At 62.8% G+C, this 15,466-nt stretch carries 13 protein-coding genes; 8 read left to right on the forward strand and 5 right to left on the reverse strand.

The features are described 5' to 3' along the window. Positions 1-150: 150 nt before the first annotated feature. From ACODTY_RS16885 to ACODTY_RS16915, 7 genes are all read left to right on the forward strand, one after another. Positions 151-1,461 (forward strand): ABC transporter substrate-binding protein, encoded by a 1,311-nt coding sequence (locus tag ACODTY_RS16885; protein WP_488995379.1) that lies wholly within the window; start codon positions 151-153, stop codon positions 1,459-1,461. 91 nt (positions 1,462-1,552) lie between these two features. Further along, on the forward strand, positions 1,553-2,425 hold the full coding sequence (locus tag ACODTY_RS16890; protein ID WP_488995380.1) for a carbohydrate ABC transporter permease: 873 nt from the start codon (positions 1,553-1,555) through the stop codon (positions 2,423-2,425). Positions 2,426-2,437: 12 nt separating this feature from the next. After that, positions 2,438-3,262: a carbohydrate ABC transporter permease gene (locus ACODTY_RS16895; RefSeq protein ID WP_488995381.1), complete on the forward strand. Its 825-nt coding sequence runs from the start codon at positions 2,438-2,440 to the stop codon at positions 3,260-3,262. A gap of 27 nt (positions 3,263-3,289) precedes the next feature. After that, entirely contained in the window at positions 3,290-4,288 is a 999-nt protein-coding gene (locus ACODTY_RS16900) for an ABC transporter ATP-binding protein (protein ID WP_488995382.1), read from the forward strand. Beyond that, entirely contained in the window at positions 4,289-5,059 is a 771-nt protein-coding gene (locus tag ACODTY_RS16905; RefSeq protein WP_488995383.1) for an L-iditol 2-dehydrogenase, read from the forward strand. A gap of 32 nt (positions 5,060-5,091) precedes the next feature. Then, on the forward strand, positions 5,092-6,570 hold the full coding sequence (locus ACODTY_RS16910) for a mannitol dehydrogenase family protein (protein ID WP_488995384.1): 1,479 nt from the start codon (positions 5,092-5,094) through the stop codon (positions 6,568-6,570). Positions 6,571-6,675: 105 nt separating this feature from the next. Next, entirely contained in the window at positions 6,676-8,259 is a 1,584-nt protein-coding gene (locus tag ACODTY_RS16915; protein WP_488995385.1) for an FGGY-family carbohydrate kinase, read from the forward strand. A 4-nt stretch (positions 8,260-8,263) separates the two neighbouring features. Here the strand turns inward: ACODTY_RS16915 and ACODTY_RS16920 are convergent, their stop codons facing one another. The 5 genes from ACODTY_RS16920 to ACODTY_RS16940 are packed head-to-tail and all read right to left on the reverse strand — an operon-like array spanning position 8,264 to position 13,732. After that, complete coding sequence (locus ACODTY_RS16920; protein ID WP_488995386.1) at positions 8,264-8,839, reverse strand: sarcosine oxidase subunit gamma; 576 nt, start codon at positions 8,837-8,839, stop codon at positions 8,264-8,266. Continuing rightward, positions 8,832-11,825 (reverse strand): sarcosine oxidase subunit alpha, encoded by a 2,994-nt coding sequence (locus ACODTY_RS16925; RefSeq protein WP_488995387.1) that lies wholly within the window; start codon positions 11,823-11,825, stop codon positions 8,832-8,834. The genes ACODTY_RS16920 and ACODTY_RS16925 overlap by 8 nt, the downstream gene beginning before the upstream one ends. Continuing rightward, on the reverse strand, positions 11,822-12,118 hold the full coding sequence (locus tag ACODTY_RS16930) for a sarcosine oxidase subunit delta (RefSeq protein ID WP_056233980.1): 297 nt from the start codon (positions 12,116-12,118) through the stop codon (positions 11,822-11,824). The genes ACODTY_RS16925 and ACODTY_RS16930 overlap by 4 nt, the downstream gene beginning before the upstream one ends. Next, positions 12,118-12,471, reverse strand: a complete 354-nt coding sequence (locus tag ACODTY_RS16935; protein WP_488995388.1) for a cupin domain-containing protein — start codon at positions 12,469-12,471, stop codon at positions 12,118-12,120. Before ACODTY_RS16935 ends, ACODTY_RS16930 begins: the two co-directional genes overlap by 1 nt. Before the next feature lie 7 nt (positions 12,472-12,478). Then, on the reverse strand, positions 12,479-13,732 hold the full coding sequence (locus ACODTY_RS16940) for a sarcosine oxidase subunit beta (RefSeq protein ID WP_488995389.1): 1,254 nt from the start codon (positions 13,730-13,732) through the stop codon (positions 12,479-12,481). Positions 13,733-13,955: 223 nt separating this feature from the next. Here ACODTY_RS16940 and ACODTY_RS16945 point away from each other — a divergent pair, with 223 nt between their 5' ends. After that, the gene (locus ACODTY_RS16945; RefSeq protein WP_488995390.1) at positions 13,956-15,461 is read left to right on the forward strand and encodes a helicase HerA domain-containing protein; all 1,506 of its coding nucleotides are present in this window, start codon (positions 13,956-13,958) and stop codon (positions 15,459-15,461) included. Positions 15,462-15,466: the final 5 nt, after the last annotated feature.

A 15,466-nucleotide genomic window follows, 5' to 3' on the forward strand; every position in this document is an offset into this window, starting at 1 on the left:
TCGGATTCCAGTTCGCGCTACCCCTGCGCCCGCAGCCATGTCCACAGCATTTCGGGCCAATCACGAATCCCGCTTGACATATAAATCACTTTAAGTGAGTAATTGCCCATAGCCAAGGCAAATGCTCAACTTGGTTTTGGGAGGATTTTGATGAGACTTCACGCACTCATTCTCGGATTGTGCTCGGCTAGCGTTCTTGCATTTGGCGCTCACGCCGAATCCATCACCATCGCCACGGTCAACAATGGCGATATGGTCCGCATGCAGAAGCTGACCGATGATTTCACCGCCAAGAACCCCGGCATCGAATTGCAGTGGGTTACGCTCGAAGAAAACGTCCTGCGCGAACGCGTCACCACCGACATCGCCACCAAGGGCGGCCAGTATGACGTGATGACCATCGGCACCTATGAAGTGCCGATCTGGGCAAAGCAGAACTGGCTCCTGCCGCTCGACAATCTCGGCGCAGATTATGACGCGGCCGACATCATCCCGGCGATTGCCGGCGGCCTGTCGATGGACGGCAAACTCTATGCCGCGCCGTTCTACGGCGAAAGCTCGTTCGTCATGTACCGCAAGGACCTGATGGAAAAGGCGGGGCTGACCATGCCCGACGCGCCGACCTGGGAATTCATTGCCGACGCGGCGCGCAAGATGACAGACCGCGCCAACGACATCAACGGCGTCTGCCTGCGCGGCAAGGCGGGCTGGGGTGAGAACATGGCCTTCCTGACGGCCATGTCCAACTCCTTCGGCGCACGCTGGTTCGACGAGAAGTGGCAGCCGCAGTTCGACCAGCCCGAATGGAAGAACACGCTACAGTTCTACATCGACCTGATGAAGGACGCCGGACCGCAAGGCGCGTCGTCCAACGGCTTCAACGAAAACCTCGCGCTGTTCCAGCAGGGCAAGTGCGGCATGTGGATCGATGCCACGGTTGCGGCTTCCTTCGTGTCCAATCCTAAGGACTCGACGGTTGCCGACAAGGTTGGCTATGCGCTGGCCCCCGACAACGGGCTTGGCAAGCGCGGCAACTGGCTGTGGGCATGGTCGCTCGCCATTCCGGCTGGCACGCAGAAGGCCGAAGCGGCCCAGAAGTTCGTGGCCTGGGCAACGAGCAAGGGCTATCTCGACCTCGTCGCTTCCAAGGAAGGCTGGGCGAACGTTCCTCCCGGCACGCGCACCTCGCTCTACAACAACGCCGAGTACCAGAAGGCCGCGCCTTTCGCCAAGATGACGCTGGACTCGATCAATTCGGCCGACCCGACGCATCCGACCGTAAAGCCGGTTCCCTATGTCGGCGTCCAGTTCGTCGCCATCCCCGAATTCCAGGGATTGGGCACGACCGTCGGCCAGCTCTTCTCGGCAGCACTTGCCGGCCAGTCGAGCGTGGATGATGCTTTGGCCGCAGCGCAGGCCGCGTCCGTACGCGAAATGACCCGCGCCGGTTACATCAAGTAAGGCAACCTCCCGGTGCCTTGGCCGCCCGGCTCCCGGTCCGGGCGGCCACTTTTGACCATATCGAAAGCTGTTCGACGAGACGGTGATTGCCATGGCTACCCGACAGACCCGCACGCTTGCCCGCTTCATGATGGCGCCTTCGGTCGTCCTGCTGCTGATCTGGATGATCGTGCCGCTGGCGATGACGCTGTGGTTCTCGTTCCAGAACTACAATCTACTGAACCCCGGAAACGTCAGCTTCGGCGGCCTGTTCAACTACAAATTCTTCTACACCGATCCCGCCTTCTTCCAGTCGATCTGGAACACGCTGGTGATCGTGGTGGGAGTGCTGCTGATCACGGTGATCGGCGGCATTGCCATGGGGCTGCTGCTTGACCAGCCGATCTTTGGCCAAGGCATCGTGCGCATCCTGGTCATCTCGCCGTTCTTCGTCATGCCGCCGGTGGCTGCATTGGTTTGGAAGAACATGCTGATGCATCCGGGCTATGGCGTCTTTGCCGACATCGCCCGTTTCTTCGGGCTTCAGCCCATCGACTGGTTCGCGCAATACCCGCTTTTTTCCATCATCCTGATCGTGGCCTGGCAGTGGCTGCCCTTCGCGACGCTGATCCTTCTCACCTCGCTGCAATCGCTGGACGGCGAGCAGAAGGAAGCAGCCGAAATGGATGGGGCCGGCCCCGTCAGCCGGTTCATCTATCTGACGCTGCCGCACATGGCGCGTGCGATCACCGTGGTCATCTTGATCCAGACCATTTTCCTGCTCGGCATCTACGCGGAAATTCTGGTCACCACCAATGGCGGTCCGGGCTACGCCTCGACCAACCTGCCGTTCCTGATCTACCGCACCGCGCTGCTCGGCTACGACGTCGGCGGAGCCTCGGCTGGCGGCATCATCGCTGTCGTACTCGCCAACATCGTCGCCTTCTTCCTGATGCGCGCCGTTGGCAAGAACCTGGACAAGTAGGGAGGACAAGCAATGGCCCGCACCGTATCAGGCAGCACGAAGCTTGGCTGGACGATCGCAGCATGGATCGTTGCCCTGCTGATTTTCTTCCCGATCCTCTACACCATCATCACCAGCTTCAAATCCGAAACGGAGGCGATTGCAGGCTTCAACCTCGTGCCGTCGGGCACGCTGGAAAGCTACGCCGAGGTTCAGTCGCAGTACAATTACTTCAAGCCGTTCATGAACTCGGTGATCCTGTCGGTCGGCTCGACGATCCTTGCCTTGATCGTGGCGATACCTGCCGCGTGGTCGATGGCTTTCTCGCCGACGAACCGCACCAAGGACATCCTGATGTGGATGCTTTCCACCAAGATGATGCCGGCCGTGGCGGTGCTTGTTCCCATGTACCTGATCTTTAGGGACTGGAACCTGCTAGACAATCGCGGCGGCCTCACCGTGATGCTGATGCTCATCAACCTGCCGATCGTGGTGTGGATGCTCTACACCTACTTCCGCGAGATTCCCGGCGAAATCCTCGAAGCGGCGCGCATGGACGGCGCGTCCTTGTGGGGCGAGATCGTCTATGTGCTGACGCCGATGGCCGTGCCGGGCATCGCCTCGACGCTTTTGTTGAACATCATCCTGGCCTGGAACGAAGCCTTCTGGACGATCCGGCTGACCACCACCAATGCCGCGCCGCTGACCGCGTTCATCGTCTCGTTCTCAAGTCCACAGGGCCTGTTCTGGGCCAAGCTTTCAGCCGCGTCGACGCTCGCCATCGCACCGATCCTCGTTCTCGGCTGGTTCAGCCAGAAGCAACTCGTGCGCGGCCTGACTTTCGGCGCCGTCAAATAAGCCCAGCACCGCTCGCGGAGTAATCTTATGGGAAACATCACGCTCAAGCAGGTCAGCAAGTCCTTCGGGGCGACGACCATCATCCCCAACATCGACCTCAACATCGAGGATGGTGAGTTCGTGGTCTTTGTCGGGCCGTCAGGTTGCGGCAAGTCCACGCTGCTGCGCCTGATCGCCGGACTTGAAGACGTCAGCGGCGGCTCGATCAACATCGACGGCCGCGACGTGACCAACGAGGCGCCGGCCAAGCGCAAGCTTTCGATGGTGTTCCAGTCCTACGCGCTCTATCCGCACATGACGGTGGCCAAGAACATCGCCTTCCCGCTGAAGATGGCCGGCGAAAGCCAGGAGGTGATCGACCGCAAAGTCACCGAGGCGGCGCGGGTTCTGAACCTGACCAATTATCTCGAGCGTCGGCCCGGCCAACTGTCGGGCGGGCAGCGCCAGCGCGTCGCCATCGGCCGCGCCATCGTGCGCCAGCCATCGGCTTTCCTGTTCGACGAGCCGCTGTCCAACCTCGATGCGGCGCTGCGCGGCACCATGCGGCTGGAGATCAGCGAACTCCATCATCAACTGAAGACGACCATGATCTACGTCACCCACGACCAGATCGAGGCGATGACCATGGCCGACAAGATCGTGGTTCTGAACGCCGGCAATGTCGAGCAGGTCGGCTCGCCAATGGACCTCTACAGGAAGCCGCAGAACTTGTTCGTCGCAGGCTTCATCGGGTCGCCGAAAATGAACCTGATCGAAGGCGAAGCTGCCGCAAAGCACGGTGCCAGGACGATCGGCATTCGGCCGGAACACCTGAAGATTTCGACCAGCGAAGGAACCTGGAAGGCCAAGGTCGGCGTAGCCGAACATCTCGGCTCCGACACCTTCCTGCATGTGCAAGCCGATGGCATTGGACCGCTGACGGTGCGGGCTGACGGAGAGCTTGCCGTGCAGCACGGCGACACCATTTACCTGACGCCCAACCCGTCGAAGGTGCACCGCTTCGGCGCTGACGGGAAAGCCCTCTAGATGCGCCTTGAAGGCAAGTCGGCTCTTGTTACTGGTTCGGCGCGGGGCATCGGCCGCGCCTTCGCCGAAGCCTATATCCGCGAGGGGGCGACGGTTGCCATCGCCGACATCAACTATGCGGCGGCACAGGCGACCGCAGCCGAGCTTGGGTCCAAGGCCTGGCCGGTCCATCTGGACGTGACCGATCAAACGTCTATCGAAGCTGCGATAAATGCGGTCGAGCGCCAATGCGGCGGTCTCGACATCCTCATCAACAACGCAGCACTTTTCGATCTCGCGCCCATCGTCGCGATCACGCGGCCAAGCTTTGACAGGCTGTTTTCGGTCAATGTCGCCGGGACCCTGTTCATGCTGCAGGCTGCGGCCCGCTCCATGATTGCCCGCGGCAAGGGCGGCAAGATCATCAATATGGCAAGCCAGGCCGGCCGGCGCGGCGAGGCGCTTGTGGCCGTCTACTGCGCGACCAAGGCGGCTGTCATTTCGATCACGCAGTCGGCCGGGCTCGACCTCATCAAGCACCGCATCAACGTCAACGCCATCGCGCCGGGCGTGGTCGAGGGCGAGCACTGGGAACATGTCGATTCGCTGTTCGCCAAATACGAGAAGCGGCCGCTGGGCGAGAAGAAAAGACTGGTCGGTGAAAGCGTGCCCTACGGGCGCATGGGAACGGCGCAGGATCTGACCGGCATGGCCGTTTTCCTCGCCAGCACTGACGCCGACTACATCGTTGCCCAGACCTACAATGTCGATGGCGGCAACTGGATGAACTGAGGGCATCCGGGCTGTTGGAAGGGAATACTGCCATGACCATCAAGCTGTCGTCGAAAAGCCTCGCCACGCTGCCGGTAAAGGTCGCGCGGCCGAAATACGACCGGGACAGGCTTTCGCCCGGCATCCTGCATTTCGGTGTCGGCAACTTCCATCGCTCGCATCAGGCGGTCTATCTCGACGACCTGTTCAATGCCGGCGAAGGCCATGACTGGGCGCTTGTCGGAGCCGGCGTGTTCGAAGGCGAGAAGATCGGCCGGGCAAAATTGGCAGAACAGGATTGGCTGACGACGGTTGTCGAACAGGACGAGGACCAGGTCAGCGCGCGGGTTACAGGCTCGATGGTGGATTTCGTGGCGCCCGGCGATGCCGCAGCCACGATTGAGCGGCTGGCCGACCCGTCGATCCGCATCGTTTCTCTGACCATTACCGAGGGCGGCTATTTCATTGACCCGGCTTCGGGCCACTTCGACCCGACCAACCCTGATATCACGGCCGACGCCGCCAACATCGCCCAGCCAAAAACGGTTTTCGGCATCATCCTTGCGGGCCTGATGCGCCGGCGCGAGGAAGGAACGGTGCCGTTTACGGTCATGTCTTGCGACAACATTCCCCACAATGGCCGCGTGACCGCCGACGGCGTGATCGGCCTGGCGCGCCTGATCGACGAGGACCTCGCGGATTGGGTGTCGAACAGCGTGGCCTTTCCGAACAGCATGGTCGACCGCATTACGCCGGCCACAACGGACAGGGAGCGCAAGATTCTCGCGGACGATTTCGGCGTGGAAGACAGTTGGCCGGTTTTCTGCGAACCCTTCCGGCAATGGGTGCTGGAGGACCATTTTACCGACGGGCGTCCGCCGCTGGAAAAAGTCGGCGTGCAGTTCGTGCCCGATGTCGCGCCCTACGAGTTGATGAAGATCCGCATCCTCAACGGCGGCCATGCGGCGATTGCCTACCCGGCCGGATTGATGGACATCCATTTCGTGCACGAGGCGATGCAGGAGCCGCTGGTGCGCGATTTCCTGGCCAAGATCGAGCACGATGAAATTATCCCGACCGTTCCGCCGGTGCCCAACACCAGCCTGTCGGACTACTACAGACTGATCGAAAAGCGGTTTTCCAATCCGAAGATCGGCGACACCGTGCGACGGCTTTGCCTGGACGGATCGAACCGCCAGCCGAAGTTCATCATTCCGACCATCGCCGACCGCCTGAAGGCTGGAAAAAGCGTTGAAGGGCTGGCGCTGGAATCCGCGCTCTGGTGCCGCTATTGCCAAGGCACGACTGATTCCGGCGCTGTGATAGAGCCCAACGATCCCAACTGGGATCGCATGCAGGCAACGGCAAAGGCAGCCCGCAACGACCCCGGCATATGGCTCGCCATGGAAGACATCTATGGCGCTGTCGGCCGGTCGAGCACCTTCTCGGCAGCCTTCGCAAGCGCCTTGCAGGAACTTTGGGCAAACGGCGCACGCGCGACGCTTACGCGCTATCTTTCCAACGCGCGCTAGAGCAGAAGTCCACCCTTGCGCTTGCGCCGGCAGCGGCGGACTCTATAGTCGCCGACAGGTTGCAAAAACCTGATCCTGCAGGCTTTGGGACAAGAGAGCGGCGTATTGAAGAGCGGATATGTCTGCGCTGTCGATGTTGGCACGGGCAGCGCGCGGGCCGGTGTGTTCGACTGCAAGGGCGTGCTGCTTGGCCGCGCCGAACACCCGATCGCCATGCACCAGCCCTCGCCCAACCACGCCGAACACGATTCGGAAGACATCTGGCGCGCCGTTTGCAAAGCCGTGCGGGACGCGCGCGATAAGGCGAAGGTCGCGCCGAGCGACATCGTAGGCTTGGCGTTCGATGCCACATGCTCGCTGGTGGCGCGCGATGCCGAAGGCAGACAGCTCAGTGTATCGGCCGGCGGCGAAGCCCGATGGGACACGATCGTGTGGCTCGACCACCGCGCCATCGACGAGGCCGACGAATGCACGCGCACCAACCACGACGTGCTTGGCTATGTGGGCGGCGTGATGTCGCCGGAAATGGCGATGCCGAAGCTGATGTGGCTGAAGCGCCACCTGCCGCAAAGCTGGGAGCGGGCCGGATACCTCTTCGACCTCGCCGATTTCCTTTCATGGAAAGCGACGGGAACGTCGGCCCGTTCGCAATGCACCTTGACCGCGAAATGGACCTATCTTGCCCATGAAGCGAAGCCGTGGCGTCCGGATTTCTTCCACACCATAGGGCTCGAAGACCTGTTCGAACATGCAAGTCTGCCAGAGCGGGCAAGTCCGGTCGGAACAGCCCTGGGGCCACTCCTGCCGCAAGCGGCAACCGAACTTGGCCTGACGCAAAACTGCATCGTCGGCACAGGTGTCATCGATGCCTATGCAGGGGCACTGGGCGTTCTGGGCGGTTTCGCAGGCGACAATTCGAAGATCAGCCGCCATCTGGCGCTCATCGCTGGGACATCGAGCTGCGTGATGGCGCTGTCTTCAAAGCCGCAGCCCTTTACCGGTTTCTGGGGACCGTACTTCGGCGCCGCGCTGCCCGATCTATGGCTGACCGAAGGTGGCCAGTCCGCCACCGGCGCACTGCTCGACCACGTCATCCGCAGCCACGGCGCAGGCGGCGAGCCGGACGTTGCAATGCACACGCGGATCGTGAACCGGATAATGCAACTGCGCGCGACGGAAGGCCTGGACCTCGCCGGACGCCTGCATGTGCTGCCGGATTTTCACGGCAACCGCTCGCCGCTTGCCGACCCGCATGCGGTCGGCGTCATCAGCGGCCTGACGCTCGACGCATCCTTCGACAGCCTGTGCCGGCTTTATTGGCGCACAGCCGTTTCAATTGCGCTCGGCGTTCGCCACGTGCTCGAGAAAATGAACGAAAACGGCTACCTGATCGACACGCTGCACGTGACCGGGGGGCACACCAAGAACCCGCTATTGATGGAGCTCTATTCCGACGCCACCGGATGCACCGTGGTCGAGCCTTTGTCGGATTCCGTTCTTATCGGCACAGCCACGGTCGCGGCGACAGCCGCAGGCCAATATCCCGATCTGGCCAAGGCGTGCATCGGCATGCAGCAAGAAGGCAAGCAGCGGCAGCCGGACAAGGCTGCGGCTACCCGCTTCGACCGGGACTACCGGATTTTCCTCGAAATGCACCGCCAGCGGCAGGCCCTCGACGCAATCGTGTGATCGCTCAGGCTGCCGCGTCGCGCGTCGCTTCCGTCAGGAACGTAAAGACATAGTCGGAGAACGAGCGCCAGCATTCGACGCGGAAGGTGTCCGCCGCCGGGCGATAGAGCAGGATTTCCGACTTGCCCATCACGGTGCGCGAGCACGCGCCAACCGGGAACGCGTCAAGGGAGAGGTCCTGCGGACAACCAGCGCTAACCGTTGCGACGGCTCCCGCACCCGAGACGGCAAAGGCAACGTTGCGATGCGAGACGCCGACCGCGGAATGCAAGGCTTTCGCTTTCGCGCAATCGTCAAGCGGGTCGCCGCCGGCTTCGTCGATGACGAACCATTCATCCGGACCAAGCCAGAACACGGTGCGGCCATTCTTGCTGGCCGATGTCTTGGGCTTTTGCGGCAAGGTTACGCCGAGAGCGCGCGAGAGCGAAGCGACCGACGCTTCAGGTGCCCTCAGCGACATGCGCTCGGCGGGCGGCAAAACGCTGACCTTGACGTTTGAACCGGATGTCTCGCGGCCGTGGAGTGCCGGACGGCGCTCGACCGATGCGGAAGCCGGCTTTTTCACAGCAGCCTTAGCCATTGAGGTTCGCTCCCTTCTCATCGAAGAACACCATGCCGGTCACTTCGACCTCAATGGTGCTGTCGGGCATCGGCACATAAAGCGTTTCACCCAGACGATCCTGGCCGCCGGCAACCAAGGCCAACGCTATGGAGCGGCCGCAATTTTCCGACCAGTAGCTTGAGGTGACGTGGCCGAGCATCTTCATCGGGATCGGCTGCTTGGGATCGGCGACGATCTGCGCACCTTCCTCAAGCACGACATTCGGGTCCTTCGTCTTCAAGCCGACAAGTTGCTTGCGACCCTTGGCCACCAGGTCGGGGCGCTTCAGGCCACGAATGCCGACGAAGTCGGTCTTCTTCTTGCCGACTGCCCAGCCGAGACCGGCGTCATCGGGCGTGACGGTGCCGTCAGTGTCCTGGCCGACGATGATGTAGCCCTTCTCCGCGCGCAGCACGTGCATCGTCTCGGTGCCGTAGGCGCAGGCGCCGTGCTTCTGGCCTTCGGCCCACAGGGCTTCCCAAACGGCCTCGCCGTAGTCGGCGGGCACGTTGACCTCGAAGCCGCGTTCGCCCGAAAACGACATGCGGAACAGGCGTGTCGGCACACCGCAGATCTTGCCTTCGCGCACCGACATATGCGGCAGCGCGGCATCCGACATGTCGATGCCTTCGACCAGCGGCGCGATGATGTCGCGGGACTTCGGCCCCTGCACGGCGATGACCGACCACTGTTCCGAGATGGAAGTGAGCCAGACGTTGAGATGCGGGAACTCGGTCTGGAGATAGTCTTCCATATGGTTCATGACGCGGGCCGCACCGCCCGTCGTCGTGGTGACGTGGAAACGGTCGGGGGCGAGGCGGCCGACGACGCCATCGTCATAGATGAAGCCATCTTCGCGCAGCATGACGCCATAGCGGCAACGGCCGACTTCCAGCTTCTCCCATGGATTGGTGTAGAGAAGTTCCATGAACTTCGCCGCATCCGGCCCGACAACCTCGATCTTGCCGAGCGTCGAGGCATCGAACAGGCCGGCGGTCTTGCGCACGGTGACGCATTCGCGGTTGACCGAGGCGTGGAGGTCTTCGCCCGACTTGGGGAAGTACCAGGCACGCTTCCATTGGCCGACATCCTCAAACACCGCGCCGTTGCGCTCCGCCCAGCCGTGGGTGGCGGTGCGGCGGGTCGGGTCGAACAGCTTGCCGCGCGCGTGGCCGACAATCGAACCGAAGGTGACCGGAGTATAAGGCGCGCGGAATGTGGTGAGGCCGACTTCCGGGATCTGCTTGCCGAGTTCGTCGGCGGCAATGGCAAGGCCGTGCATGTTGGAGGTCTTGCCCTGATCGGTCGCCATGCCGTTGGTGGTGAAGCGCTTGACGTGCTCGATGGAGCGCATGCCTTCGTGCACGGCCTGGCGGATATCCTTGGCGGTAACGTCATTCTGGAAATCCACGAACGCCTTGACCGTGGTGCCCGGACCAGCGCCGGGTGCAGCACCCAGCATGCCGCGCGACCAGCTTTCGCTCGCCTCGACCTTGGGCTTGTTGGATTTTGCAGCCTTGCCGCCGGCATCCTTCGCCGCCTTGACGCCAGCCGCGTAGGCTTCATCGAGGCAGGCGGACAGGCCGTCGGTGCCGTTGCAAGCGCCGGCCGAAACACAATCCTGCGCATAGGTGCCGGGCAGGAAGCGCTTGACTTCGTCGTTGAAGGCGACCTTGCCGCGCGACTGCGAGAAAAGGTGCACGGAAGGCGTCCAGCCGGCCGACATCAAGACGGCATCGACCGGGATGGTGCGTTCGCCGCCGCCGTTCTTGGGCTGCACGGTCATGGAAGAAACGCGCAGCTTGCCGCCGACGCGAACGACGGCGCGTCCGCCGTGGATTTCGATGCCGAGCGAACGCGCCTCGTCGATGATGCTGCCCGCCGGATTGTCGCGCAGGTCCACGATGGCGGCGATGTTGACGCCGACCTTCTTGAGGTCGATGGCGGCGGCATAGGCGCTGTCGTTGGCAGTGTAGACGCCGACATTGCGGCCGACCGCGACACCATAGTGGTTGAGATAGGCGCGCGCAGCCGAAGCAAGCATGACGCCCGGACGGTCGTTGTCGGCGAACACCATGTGGCGTTCGATGGCGCCGGTTGCGATGATTACGCGCTTGGCCCTGACCTGCCACAGCCGCTCGCGCGCAAGGTCGGGATGCGGGGCCTGCATGTGGTCGGTGACGCGCTCGACAAGTCCGACGAAATTCTGGGCGTAGTAGCCGAATGCGGTGGTGCGGGACAGCACCCGCACATTGTCCATGGCAGCCAGTTTGGCAACCGACGCCTGCGCCCACTCCCAGCCGTTCTGGCCGTCGATGACGGAACCGCTTTCAAAGCGCAGCGCTCCGCCGAACTCGGCCTGCTCGTCGGCAACGATAACGCGAACGCCCGTCTCCGCCGCGGCAAGCGCGGCAGCGATGCCGGCCGCACCGCCTCCAAGCACCAAAACTTCGCAATGGGCGAAACGAGCGGCGTAGTGATCGGGGTCCGGCAGGTCCGGCGAAACGCCAAGGCCGGCAGCTTCACGGATCTTGGGTTCATAAAGGCTCTTCCACGCAGCCTTCGGCCACATAAAGGTCTTGTAGTAGAAACCGGCGGAGAAAAACGGCGAGGCAATGTCGTTGACCGCGCCGACATCGAAGGAAAGCGACGGCCAGCGGTTTTGCGAGACTGCGGTCAATCCGTCGTAGAGTTCCTGCACGGTGGCGCGCACATTCGGCGTCTTGCGCGCCGCATCGCGATGGATGCCGACCAGCGCATTGGGCTCCTCCGCACCCGCCGAGAGGATGCCACGCGGACGATGGTACTTGAATGAACGCCCGACGAGATGGACGCCGTTGGCCAGAAGTGCGGAAGCCAGCGTATCGCCGGCAACGCCGGTGTAGGATTGATCGTCAAAGGTGAAGCGGGCCGTCTTGGCCTGGGTCAGTCGGCCCTTGCCGGAGATGCGGTAGGATGCGCTCATTTGCCCGCTCCCGGCAGTTTCTTAGGCTTCGGCTCGCCGGCCTTGTAGGTCATGACAAACTTGTCGGACACGGAATCACGCACCGCATTGAAGAAGCGGGCGCAACCGTGAACATGCCGCCAGCGCTCGTAGACGAGGCCCTTGGTGTTGTCGCGAATGAAGAAGAATTTTTCGAAATCCGCGTCGCTGATCGAGGCGATGTCGGAGGGTCGCGCGATGTGCGCCTCGCCGGCATTGCGAAACTCGATCTCGGGCCGCTCTTCCTCGCAGTAGGGGCAATGGATCAGTAGCATCAGACGTGAACCTTGGTTACGGCAGTTGCCGGATCGCCGGTATTCGGCGTTCCGGCGGGTTCGATGATCAGCAAATGCGTCTCTTCCTCGGCGACCGGGCAGTGTTCGACGCCTTTCGGCACGACATACATTTCGCCGGGTCCAAGCACGACGTCGCCGTCGCGGAGCTTGATCGTCAGGCGGCCCTTCAAGACAAGGAAGAAATCGTCGGTTTCCGGATGCGAGTGCCAGTTGAACTCGCCCTTTGCCTTGACGACCATGACGTCGTTGCCGTTGAAGCCGGTCACGATCTTTGGCGACCAGTGCTCGGAGAACAAGGCGAGCTTGCTAGCAAGATTGACGGGACCGGTCATCGCAGCCTCAGTGCGCCACGGCAGCGGCAGCCGCCTCGTCGATCAGGCGACCGGTGCGGAAACGCTCCAGCGTGAACGGCGCATTGATCGGATGCGGTTCGTCACGGGCGATCGTGTGGGCAAAGACATTGGCCGAGCCCGGCGTCGCCTTGAAGCCGCCGGTTCCCCAGCCGCAATTGACGTAGAGGCCCTTGACCGGGGTCTTGGCCAGGATAGGCGAACGATCCGGCGTGACATCGACGATGCCGCCCCACGAGCGCAGCATCTTCATGCGCGTGAAGATCGGGAACATCTCGCAAATGGCGTCGAGCGTGTGCTCGAGGATGTGGAGGCCGCCGGTCTGCGAATAGGATGTGTACTGGTCGGTGCCGGCCCCGATCACCAGTTCGCCCTTGTCGGACTGGGAGATGTAGGCGTGAACGGTGTTCGACATGACGACGCATGGCACGATCGGCTTGATCGGCTCCGACACCAGCGCCTGCAACGGATAGCTTTCGAGCGGCATGCGAACGCCTGCCATGTTCATCAGAACAGAGGTGTGGCCGGCAGCGACGACGCCGACCTTCTTGGCGCCGATGGTGCCGCGCGTCGTCTCGACGCCGGTAACCTCGCCATTCGGTCCGCGATTGATACCGGTGACCTCGCAGTTCTGGATGATGTGGACGCCGCGCGCCGATGCACCACGCGCATAGCCCCATGCGACCGCGTCGTGACGGGCGGTGCCGCCGCGCCGCTGCAAGGCAGCACCCAGCACGGGATAGCGGGCATCCCTGGAGATGTTGAGCGGCGGGCAGAATTCCTTGGCCTGCTCAGGCGTCAGCCATTCATTGTCGATGCCGTTCAGCCGGTTGGCATGGATATGGCGCTTGAACACCTGAATGTCGTGGATGTTGTGCGCCAGCATCATGACGCCGCGCGCCGAATACATGACGTTGTAATTGAGGTCCTGGGACAGCCCGTCCCACAGCTTCACGGCATGGTCGTAGATGCCTGCCGATTCGTCATAGAGATAGTTGGAGCGGATGATGGTGGTGTTGCGGCCGGTGTTGCCGCCACCGAGCCAACCCTTTTCCAGCACCGCGATGTTGGTGATGCCGTGCTCCTTGGCGAGATAGTAAGCGGTGCCAAGACCGTGGCCGCCGGCCCCGACGATGATCACGTCATACTCTTTCCTGGGCTCTGGTGAGGACCATTGTTCCTCCCAACCCTTGTGGCCACGCATGGCCTCGCGGGCGATGGCGAATACCGAATATTTTTTCACGTGTTCCAAGCCTCGCGGATGAGGAGCGGCGTTCGATACGCCTGTCGCGCGAGGTGTACCACTAGCGAAACCATGCGGCCATCCTTGCGCTGTTTGCGACGACTAGTGCCGCTTTGCGCCATACGCAAGCATCGCGGCAAACGGCCTGTGGGTATTGCCGCTTCAAAGCTTCGCAATGACCGAACTGCGGTGCTAGAGCCTTGTTTCCGTAAAGGAGCGATGCGTGAAGGTAGATATAGACATGGGAGCGGCCTCCCCCGGGAAGTCGGCCATGATGGATCTCGAAGAGTTGCTGGCGACCCGACTGCTCGTTCAGGGCAATTCGGGCTCCGGCAAGTCGCACCTTTTGCGCCGCCTGCTGGAACAGAGCGCACCTTGGGTGCAGCAGTGCGTGATCGACCCGGAGGGCGATTTCGTCACGCTTGCCGACAAGTTCGGTCACGTCGTCGTCGATGCCCAACGCACGGAAAACGAACTGACCCGCATTGCCGGCCGCATCCGCCAGCACCGCGTTTCGGTCGTGCTCAACCTGGAGGGGCTGGACGTCGAGCAGCAGATGCGCGCGGCGGCAGCCTTTCTCGGCGGCATGTTCGATGCCGAGCGCGACCATTGGTACCCGGTTCTGGTCGTGGTGGACGAAGCGCAGCTTTTTGCGCCCGCCGTGGCCGGCGAAGTATCGGATGAGGCGCGCAAAGTCTCGCTTGGTGCGATGACCAACCTGATGTGCCGCGGCCGCAAGCGCGGACTGGCGGGCGTCATCGCAACGCAGCGCCTGGCAAAGCTTGCCAAGAACGTGGCGGCGGAAGCTTCCAACTTCCTGATGGGTCGCACCTTCCTCGATATCGACATGGCGCGCGCCGCCGACCTGCTCGGCATGGACCGCAGGCAGGCCGAGATGTTCCGCGACCTGGCGCGCGGCCATTTCGTGGCGCTCGGCCCGGCAATCTCGCGCCGGCCTTTGCCGGTGACGATCGGCGCGGTCGAGACCTCGGCCCGCTCGGTCAGCCCCAAGCTGATGCCGCTGCCGGAGACGACGGAGGACACGCTCGACCTGATTTTCACCCCCGGCCCGGAAGAAATGCGGCAGCCGGTGCGCCGCCCGCCGCCGGCACCTACGCCCACGGCCGACATCATCGCCCAGTTGTCACGCCCTCAGCCGGCGCCGGAGCAACCGGCGGAACCGGTTTTCGCCATCATCGACGAGGCAGAGCGCGAGGCCGGCATCGACACTGTGATGCGCGAAATCCTCGAAGATCCGGATGCCGCCTTCCGCACCGATGCCGTGCTTTACCAGGACTTCCTCGTGCGCTGCCGCATTCGTCGCGTCGCCGGCGAACCACTCCAGCTTGCCGCTTTCCGCCGCAAGCTTGCGGTGGCGCGCGCCGGCGTCGACCGCGAGACGGCGGGCGGCGAGACATGGGCAACAGCGCTCAGCCTGTCGGAGAGCCTGCCGGAAGACCTGCAAGGCGTGTTCCTCGTCGTCGCCCAGGCAGCAGTCTCCGGCGCACCCTGCCCGTCCGACGCCACGCTTGCCCGCACCTATGGCAGCCATTCGCCGCGCCGCGCACGCCGCCTGATCACCTATTTCGAGGAGCGCAACCTCCTGGTGGTGCGAACGGACTTCCACGGCAAGCGGGTACTGGCTTTCCCCGATCTCGGCTGCGAAACCGCACCCGGAGACCCGAATGCGCCGGACGAAGCCGGCGCTTCCAGCGACGCCGCCGAATAGCGCGC

Source organism: Mesorhizobium sp. FG116 (assembly GCF_057809835.1).

Excerpts from the sequence above, each read along its gene's own strand:
- ACODTY_RS16885 (WP_488995379.1), top strand. The coding sequence starts at position 151 with ATGAGACTTCACGCACTCATTCTCGGATTGTGCTCGGCTAGCGTTCTT.
- ACODTY_RS16890 (WP_488995380.1), top strand. The coding sequence starts at position 1,553 with ATGGCTACCCGACAGACCCGCACGCTTGCCCGCTTCATGATGGCGCCT.
- ACODTY_RS16895 (WP_488995381.1), top strand. The coding sequence starts at position 2,438 with ATGGCCCGCACCGTATCAGGCAGCACGAAGCTTGGCTGGACGATCGCA.
- ACODTY_RS16900 (WP_488995382.1), top strand. The coding sequence starts at position 3,290 with ATGGGAAACATCACGCTCAAGCAGGTCAGCAAGTCCTTCGGGGCGACG.
- ACODTY_RS16905 (WP_488995383.1), top strand. The coding sequence starts at position 4,289 with ATGCGCCTTGAAGGCAAGTCGGCTCTTGTTACTGGTTCGGCGCGGGGC.
- ACODTY_RS16910 (WP_488995384.1), top strand. The coding sequence starts at position 5,092 with ATGACCATCAAGCTGTCGTCGAAAAGCCTCGCCACGCTGCCGGTAAAG.
- ACODTY_RS16920 (WP_488995386.1), bottom strand. The coding sequence starts at position 8,839 with ATGGCTAAGGCTGCTGTGAAAAAGCCGGCTTCCGCATCGGTCGAGCGC.
- ACODTY_RS16925 (WP_488995387.1), bottom strand. The coding sequence starts at position 11,825 with ATGAGCGCATCCTACCGCATCTCCGGCAAGGGCCGACTGACCCAGGCC.
- ACODTY_RS16930 (WP_056233980.1), bottom strand. The coding sequence starts at position 12,118 with ATGCTACTGATCCATTGCCCCTACTGCGAGGAAGAGCGGCCCGAGATC.
- ACODTY_RS16935 (WP_488995388.1), bottom strand. The coding sequence starts at position 12,471 with ATGACCGGTCCCGTCAATCTTGCTAGCAAGCTCGCCTTGTTCTCCGAG.